The following is a 14,681-nucleotide window of genomic DNA, read 5'->3' on the forward strand; positions in this document are numbered from 1 at the left end:
AAAAAGGGGTTTTTCGCCGTGGTTGGCTATGGCTTCTTCAATGCCCTTAATAAGATCAGGGTATTCTTCCTTTATTCTGTCATAGTATTTCTCTTGTTCCGGATCAGGTGTCCGGCCAAAAAACAGCTGTTCCGGCCCTTTCTGGCCAAAATACTTAATGATTGCATGGTTAACGGGGTAATCCGGACCGATCCGACGGTCTCCAAAGGGAAAAAAATCCGGAAATCTAAGGTGTTTAAACAATTCCTTGTTAAAAGCAGGTAGTATATCAACGTCCAAATAGACACCCCCTCCTTCCTTATCTTTGGCAAGTACTTCCACTCTTGCCAAATCTGCTGCAGCGGCCAAAATCCCCCTTAGTGCAAGTTCTTTGATGTACCATTCTTTCAGGCTGGCTTTATTGCCTGTCGGCCAGAGTTGATTGATGTCTGCCAGCTTGAATTCACCGGATTCAGGGCTGCTCCTGAGCTTGGCCAGCTCGTCGCTGAACGCCTTCATTTGCTTCAGACTGTCTGTTCGTATTTTTTCTAATTCGCTTTCATCCATACCCAAATGGTTGACTAAAAACGCCTTTGCCATTTCGTCAAAGGATTTACCCTGGGCGATGCCGTTTTTTATAGTGCTATAGGCCAGATCTTGCAGTTGATTTAAACGTTTCACAAATTCATTCCTGGCATTTTCTTTTTTCAGGAATGATTCGGGTACTTTCTCAGCGGCAACAGACTCACGTATTTCCCGGGCCAATATGGGCGCTAAAAACGCTTGCGGATCGTACCAGAGCGTCATAGACCAGGCGGGAATCTGTGAAACCCAGATCTTGAGACAGTCTTCAACACCTTTTTTAAGAGGCCCAATCCAGATAGTGTTAAGCTCTTTCGGTACCTCGACCAAAGCATCCAGCAGGTACTGCTTTATTGTGGCGTCCAGCAGGGAGACGGCTGCTTCACCCATAAACGTTTTGGGCAGGTTTTCCTGCATCCGATAGACAAGGGCGTATTTTTGAAGGGGCGTTCCCTCTGGGCGAAGTTGGTCAAATTGGTCAATTTTTTTCTCCAGCGATGCTAAATTATCCGAACCAAGAGTACCCAGATGGGGCTTCAGGCTGTGCTTGAACATCGCCAGAGTCGGCATGGCATCATCGGGATTGACGGGCCCCAGCAACCCGCTGTTGTCTGACAATACAGAAGACAACTGCCGCATTCCAGCGGCACTTTCAGCAAGCAGGTTTTTTTCAGACAAGCGTTCGACTCTGGCGTCCCCCTCATTCATGCGAAGCGCTTTCAGCTTGTCAGACCTGTCGGCCAGCGACCAGGTCACCAGACCCGTGTCCCCAAGCAGGCCAACCCACAGACGCCCCCAGATATCCACTCTCAAAAGACCGTCACGGGCAGTCACTGCCTGGGTTTTTGTTGCTTTCAGGGTCTCTCTCAGGTATTGGCTGACAAGCCCGTCGTGATCAATGCCTGAGCCAACCAGGTTAATAGTTTTAACAGGAGTATCTGCAATCAATTCATTGATTGTTTTTGACAGGTCTGACGCGGTTTGCCCGCTCAGGGTAAATTTCCCATTGCTGGACTGACCCGCACCGACCACATGAATTCGGCTATCTCCGTCCAGAAATTTACCAATATCGGCAGTATTAATCCTTGCGCCTGTCTCTCCATCTGACCAATAACTGTTCTTATTGACCAGCCAACGGATTGAGTTATAACTAACTCTCGTTGGTTCGCGGTTTTTATATTTGTCAAACAGGTAATGGCTGGCCTTGCTAATCGGGTTAGCATCGCCAGACTCCATCTGGAGAACCAGTTGTTGGCTGTATTGGCCAGGCTTTTGCGGATCCGTGTCTATATAACGCCGGATATCGTTTTCCTGGTCCCGGACAGCTGCCGCTGCGCTGGAAATGGTAAAGTGTTCTCTGGCTGAAAATTGCAGAACATCCAGTAAAGCTTCGTAGCCTGCCGTCCAGCTCATGGCAAACTTGCTTTCCCTCAATGCCTCATCGCCATTCAGGATTTGATAGCCTTTCCCAAACTTCTGTATCCCTAATCGGTAATAAACCAATGCCGCAGCAGCATCCTTTGTTTTGGTTAAAACCGCTTCTTTTCGTTTGGCATCATTCCAATTTGTCAAACTGGACAATTCCAGCCGACTAATATCTTCATGTTGTAATAAGAGCCTGCTTTGAGCAAACTCAATGGTTGGGTTGCCTGGTGTCGCCGCGAAAAATAAACCCGGATTTTTTTCTGATGGCACACAGGCCTGATAGGGCATGACTTGAATTTTTTCCAAAGGCTTAAACAGTTGCGAGGGATCAGCACTCGCCAGACGCTGTTCGATGTCGCTCTTCAACCCGGGGTATTTTTCACCGAACCAGGCGATATCGTCTGCAACCTTCTGTTCAATGTCAGGAGCCTGATCGTCAGGAAGGAATTCTTTGCCGAGCCGCTGGATGACCAACTGTGTCTGTACTGCCCTTACCCTGTCCCAATCTGTTTTGCTGACGCCTGAATAATCAACATCCTTGAAAAGATCCTCATTCAATGCCGGCGAAAGCGACGTATCAGAATAAACACCGCCGAGGGTGGCCATCACCCTCATTTTCACCAGTGCCTCAGCCGCAGGCTGATGGCCACGCAACCCCAGTTCCCTGTAATAGTCCTCTTCAGTCTCCTTACCATCTTCCCCGTAGGCAGCGGTCCAGACCTTATTAAGATCGATGAGGGAAAACTTCGCCTGTGGGTAAGAAAACTCTATCTGCCGTGCAAATTCCTGCAAGGATTTCTGCATTTGGGATTTTTTTTTTGTCAAGGTCCGCCTTGTATTTGAGGTGGCCTGTCAGAAAATTCTTCACCGCCTGATCAAACGGCTGGCCCCGTTCTATTTTTGGCTTTATGGCTTTCCAGGCCTCATCCTGTAACTTCATCAGGTCTTTCAGTAAACCCGATTCAAATTCAGAGGGATTACCGGGATTGGTTTGACCGGCCAATTTACGGGTCATTGATTCTTTAAGGGCTTCGGCAAGCACACCGGCAAGCATTGCATTGGGGTCATACCAAAGATTTATTTTTAAACCGGACTCTGAATTGGCCAAAATCCATGACCGGATACGCTTGAGTTCGTCATCGGTTGGGTTAACGCTGACAAAATGCAGCTGTGGAGGGACTGGCTTCAGATTACTTTCTAACCAGCGCCGGATGTTGGTAGCCAGTTTCGCAAATTTTACGCCGGTTGCCTGTGGGTGATTCACGATCAGGGCGGTGAGTTTTTCGTAGATTTTCAACGCCGAAACAAAGGTTGATTGTGCATTCACATGGCGATAACGATCAAACTCCATAAAAGACGAGAACAGGTCTTCAAAACGTTTGTTCAAGTCTGCGTTCAAGATCCGTTGATACTGTAATAACGGCTCAAATTCCATATGGAACGTCTTGGCGTCAGGAATCAGTTTATCAATTAATTTCAAGTCTGAACCTGCCACAGGATCAGAATCGGAACGGCGAACCCTTTGTACTTTTGCCGGTCTTGTGACTGCCGGATAGCGGTGCCGCAGGGAAGGTGGCAGAAGACTGTCATCTGCGGTCATAGTGCCAATGGCAGCCAGTTGCAGACGATAAGTACCGTTCCTGTCAGGCTCTGCCGTCAGTTCCAGATGACGTCCCAGGGAGCCGCGTCCGGTCACTGCCAGACGCACAGATTTTCTACTGTCTGTCTCTGTCGTTTGATTAAACCTTACCTCAACGGAAAGGGTGTCTTTGACCATCATCTGACGGGGGTTCACTACCGGTAACGGCAGTTTGTCCTGTCCGGGATAGTGCCGTGGCAAACCAAGCTCAGTACGAATCCGGTTTTTGGCCGCATTGATATCTTCTTCTGGTGCCAGCCCAAGCGCCAGCCGTAATGCCTCCCCCAGTTGGTAAAAGAACGAAAGATGGCCTGCCAGCCATCCGGAACCGTAGGGCAGGTTCCCCTCAGCCGGATCAAAAGGGATAAGCGTAAAGGTGCCGTTATTGACTGTCTGGTTAATGGGTGCAAGGTCTGTCCCATTATTCGGGGCAAGATCATGGACAGTGTCATTTTCCGCACCATGATCGATGGGCAGGTAGGGCAGTGGGCCGGACTGACTGCCGGGGAACGCACCATTGCGATCGGGGATAATCAAGCTGACATACTCCCCGGGGATCGTCCTGTTGCGCTCATCGGGGTGGACCTTAAATATACCTTGGTCGTGTATGTCGCCAAGGGTGTCAGGTCTTATCGGGGTCGTTACGTTGCCCGACAGCATTCGTAACGCGTCGGTATTGTTCAACCGGTGTCTGAACAGGTCGCTGGCATCCACCAGTTGCCGCAGGTCACTGGCGAGGGTCTGATTACCGGAACTGGCCAGATAGTCCGGTGTCAGGTAAACCCCTATCCAGTCACCCAGAGCCTTGAGGGTAAGGAATCTGCCCCGAACGCTGCTGGTGGTGTCGTTAAAGAGCGGCGCCTGTTCCGGCTCCAACAGGCCATCGTATTCATCCTGTTGTGCTTCGTCATTTTTCTTCAGGCGCTGAAGGTTTGCCAGAGCCGTATTGTTGGGATCTCGGGCGATCAGCCAGTCCAGACTGTCATCGAGCGCCCTGCGGAAAAACCATTGTTCACTGCGCAACGGTTGTTCGTCGTAAACGGTTTCGATGGCCTTGAGCAAATCCGCCATTTCCCCGCCTGTACGGTTACTCTCCGCTGACGCTTGCCAGTCTCCCATAACGCTGGCAAGTGCTGGCGCCAGCCCGTCACCCTGATAAAGTTCCCGGACGGCATCAACAAAGTCTTCGGCTGTGCCGCCACGTTTCCTGAGGTCATGGCGTTGGCCTGACATCAGTCGCTGGTATAGATCACCGGACTCTGGTGGCCATTGCCGGGCCTGGTAACGTTCATCAAGCCCATAATGCGGTTGCAGTGCTTTCAGCCTGTTGTCAGTGATTCCCCAGAGCTGTTCAATACCGGCCACAGCCACGGCATTGTCGGTCAGGGTTTTTCGCCATGCAGGTACCAACAGGGATGACAGTCCGTGTCCAAGAGCCTCGTCAGAGTGCCGGGAAAGATCGGCGGCTCCCAGACGAATCAGTGGCTGACTGTCGTTTGAGAAGGTTGCGTCACTGTCAATAAATAATCGGTCGGACTCTGCCTTGATAAGAGGGACCTTGTGATCCGGGTCACCCGGATCACTGGCAATCTGCAGTCCGTGAAGAAAGGTCAGCAACTGCCGGTTAAAACCACCGTATAGAAACAGTCCTGCCAATTTCTTGAGGTCAAAAACCAGCCGCAGGAGCGTTTGTGCCGGATCCTTGTAACCGAGTGAATGGTAGCTTTCCACATCAAGGGTGATGTCGGCCAGTCGCAGTGGCGGAGCGGCGTCGCCCTGGGGGTATACCCTGATGCCTATTTCTGTTCCGTTAACCCGGGTGCGGTAACCATCGCCAAAAGCAGGACAGGCTATTGTCTCGTCGATGCGCAAAAGAGGCGCGACGGGTGTGAAAGGAGAAAAACTGTCAGGCACTGGTCTGGTAACATTGCCTGTTGGACGGATCTCCTCACTTTTGAGCCAGGCAAGTGTTTGAACAAGATCGTTTTTAGAATGCCAGTGTCTGGCTTGCAGTTGGGCACTTAGAGGAGTTGGCGGCTTCCCAGGATTTTTTGGGGCATTGAACAGATCAGGAAGCAAAGACTCCAGCCAATAGAGTGAAACCGGTGATACTTTCTGATTCAACCATTTGGCAGCCAGGGTTTCAGAGATAAAGTCGAGCTGTGTTTGAGTGGCTATAGCGGAAACCACGTCATCAGTCTGGCTGATGGGAGACGGGATTAAACCGCCACCATTTTCTGCGGAACCATGCTGGCGAGCCTGAAATTCTGACCAGAAGTTATTGGGGTCACAGGCTTCATAAACGACCATTGCCATATTTTTCAGCAACGTGGCAACGAGTTGGTCAGCTCCGAGCGATTGCCCGATTAACAATGTAACGCCATCGTCGTCATAAAAGATATTCTGACCCGGCAAATCAGAGTCAGACAGGATAATACTGATATTCCGATGTAAATAGTGGGGAAAAAAACCGGACTGCTCGATTAACCAGAAGGCTCTGTCAATGGCTGTCCTGACCGTGCTGATGTGTGCTGGCGTGGCAAAGGCTGATCCGGGGCTGGCCTGATCCGTTGACAGTCTGATGCTAAAAATATCGGTATTAACAATAGCCGGGTAAAACCAGCCATCGCTGGTCTTGAACCACTGTCTTTTGGGAGTAGGATTGAGAGGGTTTGTATCAGTTAGATTGGCGGGCATGCAGGAAGCTCTCCGGAGCTGTAATGAATTCTACCGAAGTACAACAGTGGGAAAGACCAACTGGAGTAATGCAACAGATGTTGCTTATCAGTAATATCACTGTGTTAATGATTTCTGAGTTTTTCAACCCTGACTCATCGTAGTCGAAGGTAGTGGAGTCGTCAGGTTTTGTATCATTCCCTGGCTTGCCGACGGTACAAACGACGTGCTCTCGCCACTGCGATTGCCCGACAGGGCACTGAGGTCCTGAACCAGTCGCTGGTAGTGCTGGTAAAGTTCCGTATCATTCAGGCTTGCCATCACTGGTTGCTCACTTTCCGCTGTACCCGTTCCAACGTCGCCTTCCTCACCTCCGACCAGGCTGCACAGGTAATTAACCAGCCGTTGCCCCCTGGATCTCAGGCTTAAGCTGATGGCATCAGAGCTGTCAGCTGCGGCAAAATGAACCAGTTTGCTCCCGGCCCGTGTTCGCCTGCCCAGCGGCAGGCCCCGGCGAATCCAGGCGGCCAGGATAAAACTGCCGCCAGTGACCGGAGGTGGCATCAGGCGGGATAAACCGGCGGGGCAACGAGCCTGGTCACCGCTTTCAGTGGCATTACGCCGAGCCAGCGAATGCCAGCTTGCCGCCTGCAAATCTGCGAGGCTAACACCAGCCATTCGAACACGGTTAAACGAAGCAGGGGCGAATTTGCTAACGATTTGTGCCTTTGTTCCTGCATTGGGGGGTCCGCTGTCAGAAGGTTGTCCATCTTTATTACCTGCCAATTAAATTATCGGAAATTGCTGGGGAATTGCCATCAATCTGCTCACCTAGCTTTCTTTAGAAGTTTGGGGAGTTCGATGTGGCTACGCAATCGGTTTGATTATTTTTGATGCATTTTTTTGTTTTTATAACAACTTTAAGTAGTGTGGCTGAGTCTCAAGATAGTCCAGATGAGGTTGCAAAAGATTTATTAGTATTTTTTTCTGTTGTCAACGATTACCGAAAAGGAGCAGATACAGACAGTGAACTTTTATTCGGTGGTTATACGAAGGGTGTGGGTGGTGGTGTATGTATTTGTGCAGGTGCTCGAGTCAATAAATATTGGGTACTTACATCGAAAACTTGCGCCAAGCTTATTAAGTCAATCTTGTTAGAAGGTGAAAAATCAAAAGTCGAACATGAGATAGGATTTTTCGTTAAACTTTTCAGCAAAGATAATCCCAAGGGTATTGGTTATATTACTGTTACAGCAAACATAATATTAGATAACAATAAACCAATTGCTTTAATTGGTATTGAGTCAGCAGAGAGTGCAAGTGGCTACCTTGACTTAAGTTCGGCAGAAGAAGAAGTAAATAATGGAGATGTAAAAATCATAGGTAGAAGGTGATACGGAAGCAATAGTTCTCCGTGGTTTGCTCAGTGAGTATTTTCTGGTTTCTGAGGAACAGGTATGGAGATACGACGGTGATTGTGTAATATCTGACATTTAGCTCAAACTTCAGTAAAATGCCTTTAAATAGCACCTTTGCGGAGCTTGGAATTACTGAGAAAAGGTAGCCCCTGATTTTTATTTGTGACACCATACCTTCAAATCACATAAACCGGGGGCGGGAACTAACTCAACTTTACCCAATCAGGGCTTTTTATAAAGAGGGATACTTTAAAAGCTCGCTGCAATAGTAGCCACAGATACAACCAAAAGGCTAAAGACTCCCGCTGTTAAGGAAGCTGCGCCAGCTGTGCATGTTTTTCCGCTGCAATCTCCATCTGAGTTACAGACACATGTACTTGTCTGCAATTTTCCAGCTTTGCCGTTTGTAATGCTACATTTACCAAAGCAACCACAGGCTGTGCAATTGCTACAAGTCCAGGTGCCAACTTCTACGTCACTCGATCTGACACCGTCGAAATCACAACAAGTTGCTGTCCCGCTAGCCTCCTAGGAGCCTGACCGAGAATAGCGCCCGTAGCGAGGACGGCAGAAAATTGAGGATGAAAATTCGGTTTTGTGAGGAGAATAGCGAGCTATTTGACGAACAAAAGCGGATTTTCAGACCAATTTGCTGCCGCCGCAGTAGGGCAGTCTATTCTCGGTCAGGCTCCTAGTGGAGTTACTCTTCCTTCCATAGTTCAGTAATTTTCACAATGCTGCTACAACTTTCAGATGTTGGTAAAAAAAAACTTTGGGTCAGCACAAAGCGGCTATCGGCGCTGAAGTTGGTTGCGTGGATTGGATAGGGGTGGCGAATTTCTTGTTCCCATGACCCATCGCCCTCCAGTTGAATGATTTTCGCGGTACGATCAAAACCAAAGGTCATAACTAAGCGGCCATCGGTACTGAAGGTGGCTGAAGTGCCCCGATCATTGTGATGGATAGTGAGTCCTTGATCCCATGATCCTCCATTTTTGTGGCTATGGATTTTTGCGGTTCCATCATAACTGCTGGTTACTGCATGTTGGCTATCGGGACTGAAGGTGGCTGATAAGACCCAATGATTATGGTGGATAGTGATTTCTTCTTCCCATAATGCATCGGTTTTTTCGCCGTAGATTTTTGCCTCTTTGTCGAAACTGGCGGTCATCACATGGTGGCTATCGGGGCTGAAAGTGGCTGAGGTGATACGATCAATATGGGAAATGATGGCTTTTACTCCCCATGTTCCGTCGGCCCGTTTACCAATGATTTTAACCAGTTCGTCATCACTGCCGATAGTCAGCACATGTCGGCTATCGGGGCTGAAGGCGGCTGATCTGATCGAACTAACAGTCCTGATGTGACCGATGGTAACTTCTTTTTCCCATGACTTATCGTCTTTCTGGCCAATGATTTTTGCCGTACCATCGTCACTTGCGGTCACCACATGGCGGTTGTCGGGGCTAAAGATAGCTGAGTTGACTTCGCGCTTATGGATTACGTTGATTTTTACTTGCCATGATCCATCGGCTGATTTGCCCGTGATTTTTACCACGTTATCTTTGCCAACAGTCACCACATGGCTAGCATCAGGACTGAAGCTGGCTAAATGGATCGGACCATCATGGTGGGTGATCCCTTCTTGTTCCCATGATCCACTCTCCTTCAGAACATAAATTTTTGCGGTCCCATCGTCACCGGCGGTCAACACGCGGCTACTATTGGCGTTGAAGGTGGCTAAACGAATGGGCCCATCGTGGCGGATAGTGATTTCTTCTTGCCATGATCTATCCTCCTTTCGAACATAGATTTTTGCTGTCCCATCGTCACTGGTGGTCAACACACGGCGACTATCGGCGCTGAAGCTGGCTATTATGACCGGACTACCGTGGTGGATAGTGAACTCTTCCATCCATGTTCCATCGGACTGATAAACATAGATTTTCGCAGTGCCATCGTCACTGGCGGTCACCACAAGGTGGTTATTGGCGCTGAAGGTGGCTGAGTTGATCACGTCGTCATGGCGGATCTTGGCTTTTGTCACGGGATGAATGAGGGTTCGCAAGAGTTTTGCAAACCGTGAATCATCAGATGCCTGGCTGCTATGTCGGCAAAATTGGACAAAATGGTACAAGGTTGCATAATTTTTTTCTGTTTTATTCCATTCCTTAACGGCTCTTTTTGCAATAGCTAAAGAATGACAACCGTCGTATTTTTTTAATAGTTTGTTAAAGTCGTTAAGTTTTGTTGTTAAGCCATTTAATTGTGTACGACATGTAGGACAATCTTGGACTGCACGATCCCGCCTCCTTTTTTCGAGCCACTGACTTAAACAATCAACGTGATAAAAGTGATTGCAGCACGTTTTCACTATATTTGACGAGCGTTCAAACGGCTCCTTACATACCGCGCACTCTGCACCAATAATTTGACTGGATTCATGTTTATCCACACGCAGTCCATTATTGGCAAAAGCAGTGATCGCTATGAAATCATTTTGCATACACTGTTCATTTGATAAGCGTATTAATTCAAGGAACGATGAGTGCTGGTTAAATTGTTTCAAGGTATCCAGAAAGGGGGAGGGGAGTGTTAATGATTGTGGATTATTTATAATCTCATTCCTTATGGCTAAATCTGATATTTTTTCTAATAGATTGCGAATACGCTCAACCGGGTTTGAATGAAGCAGGAACAATTGAAGGAAGTACTCAGTAAAGCAACATTTTTCGAAATCCCCTATCTGCGGTGGTTGGTCAGGTTGGTTGAGCTTGTGGATTATGTCCAGAACAATCTCAGACAAAATCATCTGGCAGTTGTTGCCAGCGGCTTCTATCAGCTGCCTGATAAATCGGTTGCGTGTTGATTGCTCAAGGGAAGAACGCGGCAGTGCCAATATCGCCTCAAGAGGAGTAATAGTATCGCCGCTGATATTTGTGCCTTTTTTTTCCAGAACCTGCAAACGCTGAGGCATGTCCAGCTTCTCTAACATTTCCCTGAATTTAAAAGCGGCGTTGGGATTGTCGCTTGCAATAATAGTTAAAAGCTCGTTGGCAAGTAGCTGAAGGTCCTGAGTCAAAGCACTATTTTTACCCTCCTCGCCATTGTCGTCTTTTCTGTTATTGCCATCGCCGCTGCCACTATTTTCTTCTCCGGGTGATTTGTTCTCTCGGTTTTCAGGTGCTTTTCTTTGCTCCTGTTGATGGTGGTGGTTAGTTGCGTCATTTGATCCTGCATTAGGTCTGCTGCCAGAGGGTTGTCCATCCTCATTACCTGCCTGTCGGCCATCATCATGATGGGTCTTGCCTATGGACATCAGCCAGTTGATGACGGGTTGCAGAACAGCCAGGTCAATTTCGAATAATCCCGATGGCCAGCCGCCTCCACCTCCCCAGGGCGGAGGCGGCGAATAAAAAAAGCCTCCGTCGCCGACACCGGGAAAATCGGCTTTGTCAGCGAGCTTGCCTCCTGTCACTGTCAGTGTGCTATTGCGGGTTTTCCCATCATTGATTTCAATCAGAGTCTTGCGCCCATCGGGATGATGACGGTCAATAAGGTTTGAGGAATAACATAACGGCACAATCATCATAGCCAGCAGGGAAAAAGCAAAAATACCAACCACGTCCTTTTTGTTTGTCAGGAAATGCCAGAACAGTCCGTGTTGAATGTCTGTTCTGTAAAAATAAAGGAACGCCATGGGTGAATCTCATTATTCGAAGTGCATCAGAGAATAGCCAAGATTTTCCGGGACTACTCTTCTTTCCATAGTTCAATGGTAACTATTCAGCACCCAGCAAAGGATGATTGCAGTAATTCTTCATGGCTATAAGCAGGGCTTCAAAAACATTCTGACCCTGATTTCCGATGCCAGAGATCAGGTTGCCATGGGACGAGAGCCGAATTTAAACGTGGGGATGAATCAGCTCAGGCTATAGATTCAACAATATAGCCAGAGAGGCGATGACCCCCAAAGCATTGGTCACTGGAGTTGTATCCGCTGATGAAGCAAAGGATTGAAGCTCTGTCATGCAAACAGCTGAGTCAAAGTAGAACTGCCCCTCGACGTTGGTCAGCCCAGTCAAAGCAGTGGCTTTGGAATCATTGATAGGAGTCCAGCTATTCACGATCTGGCAAAGTGTCGGTGCACTGGTCGTTGCCGGGTCGACGGTTGAACTCACAGAACTTGGGCACTCATCTGCCAGTGGCAATGGATCAACGGCTTTCAGGGAGAAATATTCGTTGTCTACTTTCCACAAAGTCATTCCCCGAAAGTGGTTACAGGTCAGTGCCAGATCAAGCTCGTCGTAGATAGTTAAAGCTGTCGTTGTGACGTTGATATTGTTACCAGCCAGATTAATGAGAGGCGCTTTGCAATAGGCAGACGAGGAAAGACCTATTAAAGCGAACCCTCCCCTTCGGGTTTCAATTCCTGTACAACTTTCTCTACGTGTCTTGCCTTTATTATCAATAACAGCAGTGTTTCTGAAGATATTAATATTGCTTCCGGATCCAATTGCAATCTGAGCCAATTCCGAGATTTTGCCCTGGAATGTGTTATCAATTATTTCGAGTTTGTTTGACAGGTTATTGATGTTGCGAAGATTAATGAATATTGCTTCCTCGGGAATCATACTGAGTGTTGTTGTGTGGATGGTTTCACCAATGACCTTGTTATTAGCGAAACGTAAGCCTGGGCTCGTGTGCAAATCATTGGTGGATGCATCCAGATTCGCAGAACAATGAATGTTAACTGCGGCCCAGACAGGAAGATAAAAAACGTTGTTCTCTATAGATAGTGCCCCATAATAGCAGCTTGTGTGGACAATAACGTGAGTTTGAGTACCTGGATTAACTCCGGTTGGCTGGAAAGTAATGTGTTTTATATGATTGTCTGCTGTTTCTCCAAAATTGAATTCGTTATCGCAGTGAGCGCCAACTCCGATCATGTATCTACTTGTAAAGTTATCATGAAGCTTGATAACAATTTCAAAACCGTCATCAGCAGCCCCGATGATCTCCTGACCGCTCTTCAAAACTATTGTATTGGCGATAAAATATTCAACAGTGGGCTTACCTGTCACGGGGGCAACGGTTGGAGAAGTTGTTTTGGAGGAAAGCAAGATAACAGTGTTATCAGGAATCTGTTGTATCAACTCACTTAAATCATCTGCAGGGTCGGCACTGAGAACAACGCAATGTCGTTCCCTGACAAGATCACTGTCGTCGATTAGCCGTTTTTGAACCCCCGTCGTTTGACCTCTGAGAGAGCTGCATAATTTCCTTGGAGGGGAAGTTGCAGTAGTAGTAGGAGCTGCAGTAGCAGGAGCTGCAGTAGCAGGAGTTGCAGTAGCATTAGCATTAGCATTAGCATTAGCAGTAGCTGCAGTAGCATTAGCAGTAGCTGCAGTAGCTGCAGTAGCATTCTGTTGATAGGTACCGTTTATTGGATAGTCGGGATGTAGGCCAATCTTGCCCAGGGTTCCTGCATAATTAATTTCTATGGGTGTTGATGCTTTAGTGGGTGTTGACTCTTTAGCGGCTCTTGACTCTGAAGTGGCTGTTGACTCTTTAGTGTCTGTTGACACTGTAGCGGCATTTACCGGGCAAGCATTACTATTCGAAAAATCCAGCGCATCCAGAAATTCAGTTCTCGAAGAGCAATTGGCTGTTAACACACGTAGGTCGGCTTTTTGGCAAAGAAGCTGATCATTGGAGATAGATCCAAAATTCGTTATATTGCCATTGATAAAGCTGTTCACCGCCGTGGTGTTGGTGACGACCGCTCCACGTGCAAAAATCCCTGCCCCTATGCCAGCTTTTGCTCTCTCGCCCGAGGTTTTGTTCCTGCTGTTCACCGCCGTGGTGTTGCCAACCGTGTCTGTAACCACGCCCCCCCCGATGTCGATGCATGCATTTTCATTCCTGGTTGTGACATGGCTGTTCACCGCCGTGGTGTTGCCAACCACTCCTAAATAAACCTGCCCCCCCCCGATGCCGGCGTCTGCCCCATAACCCCTGGTTGTGACATTGCTGTTCACCGCCGTGGTGTTGCCAACCGTTCCACGAAAAAATTGCCCCCCCCCGATGCCTGCGTCTGCCCTACAACCCAAGGTTTCGACCGTGCTGTTCACCGCCGTGGTGTTGCCAATCTTTCCTTTATGAACCCACCCCCCCCCGATGCCGGCGTTTGCATATGCACCGCGGGTTTCGACCCTGCTGTTCACCGCCGTGGTGTTGCCAACCGTTCCTTTTACCTGCCCCCCCCCGATGCCGGCGTGTGCCTCATAACCCAAGGTTTCGACCCTGCTGTTCACCGCCGTGGTGTTGCCAACCGTTCCTTTAACCAGCCCCCCCCCGATGCCAGCGTAATTTTCATCACCATTGGTGAGAATATGAACATCTTTCGCCCGGATATTACTGACTGTGCCAGTATCATCAACAACACAGGCTGCTAACCCGGTCGTGTTCTGGGAAGTTATATTGGCACCAGTAAAGTGAAGGTTCCTGATGCTGCCTTTCAGAGTGTCAATAAAACAGTTAGACAGGCCGCTGATGGTACGGCACTGCCCATAGTACTCCCCGGTGAATGGGTGGGTATCATTGCCAATGGATTGATAGTCTTTAGTGACAACAATATCCGCTTTCTGTTGATAGGTACCGTTCAGTGGATATTCTCGACCAATCTTGCCCAGGTCTTTTGCATCATAAATTTCTATGGGGGCTGTTGACGCTTTAGCGGGTGTAGATTGAGTGGTCAGGGGCAGTAACAGAAATACAGGAGCAATGAACAGAGCCGAATTGTGCTGCAACTTGATCATTTTCAGGACTCCTTGGAAAAGTCGCTAAGAAGCCTAGACGCTGTGTTTATAGTTTTCCATTAATATGATTATGGTGTTGCAAGAAAACAGGCGGATCTTTTTGTCAATACTCTCTTTAGTGCTGCTACTCAGGGTATTAGC

7 protein-coding genes (1 of these 7 only partly in view) are annotated in these 14,681 nt (G+C 48.3%); 2 read left to right on the forward strand and 5 right to left on the reverse strand.

Going from position 1 to position 14,681, the window contains the following annotated elements; translation table 11 throughout:
- The 3 genes from ACO6VG_RS16275 to ACO6VG_RS16285 all read right to left on the reverse strand — a co-directional run.
- A protein-coding gene (locus ACO6VG_RS16275) for a TcdA/TcdB catalytic glycosyltransferase domain-containing protein (RefSeq protein WP_422474733.1) crosses the window boundary here: on the reverse strand, positions 1-2,778 show its 5' end (the start). It extends 21,102 nt beyond the left edge of the window; only the first 2,778 of its 23,880 coding nucleotides appear in the window; its start codon is at positions 2,776-2,778; its stop codon lies off the left edge, out of view.
- Entirely contained in the window at positions 2,711-6,322 is a 3,612-nt protein-coding gene (locus ACO6VG_RS16280; protein WP_422474735.1) for a hypothetical protein, read from the reverse strand. The genes ACO6VG_RS16275 and ACO6VG_RS16280 overlap by 68 nt, the downstream gene beginning before the upstream one ends.
- A gap of 123 nt (positions 6,323-6,445) precedes the next feature.
- The gene (locus ACO6VG_RS16285; RefSeq protein WP_422133273.1) at positions 6,446-7,087 is read right to left on the reverse strand and encodes a hypothetical protein; all 642 of its coding nucleotides are present in this window, start codon (positions 7,085-7,087) and stop codon (positions 6,446-6,448) included.
- Positions 7,088-7,194: 107 nt separating this feature from the next.
- Here ACO6VG_RS16285 and ACO6VG_RS16290 point away from each other — a divergent pair, with 107 nt between their 5' ends.
- Positions 7,195-7,695, forward strand: a complete 501-nt coding sequence (locus ACO6VG_RS16290; protein ID WP_422137641.1) for a hypothetical protein — start codon at positions 7,195-7,197, stop codon at positions 7,693-7,695.
- Between the two features lie 724 nt (positions 7,696-8,419).
- Here ACO6VG_RS16290 and ACO6VG_RS16295 read toward each other — a convergent pair.
- Entirely contained in the window at positions 8,420-11,419 is a 3,000-nt protein-coding gene (locus tag ACO6VG_RS16295) for an RING finger domain-containing protein (RefSeq protein ID WP_422474737.1), read from the reverse strand.
- 103 nt (positions 11,420-11,522) lie between these two features.
- Here ACO6VG_RS16295 and ACO6VG_RS16300 point away from each other — a divergent pair, with 103 nt between their 5' ends.
- Entirely contained in the window at positions 11,523-11,657 is a 135-nt protein-coding gene (locus tag ACO6VG_RS16300) for a hypothetical protein (protein WP_422137643.1), read from the forward strand.
- On the opposite strand, the gene ACO6VG_RS16305 is transcribed toward ACO6VG_RS16300, so the two are convergent.
- The gene (locus ACO6VG_RS16305; RefSeq protein ID WP_422474739.1) at positions 11,652-14,540 is read right to left on the reverse strand and encodes a hypothetical protein; all 2,889 of its coding nucleotides are present in this window, start codon (positions 14,538-14,540) and stop codon (positions 11,652-11,654) included. The two genes, ACO6VG_RS16300 and ACO6VG_RS16305, sit on opposite strands and share 6 nt — an antisense overlap.
- Positions 14,541-14,681 lie beyond the last annotated feature (141 nt).

The sequence above is a fragment of the Endozoicomonas sp. ALB032 genome (assembly GCF_049310125.1).
In the GTDB taxonomy this organism is placed as follows: domain Bacteria; phylum Pseudomonadota; class Gammaproteobacteria; order Pseudomonadales; family Endozoicomonadaceae; genus Endozoicomonas_A.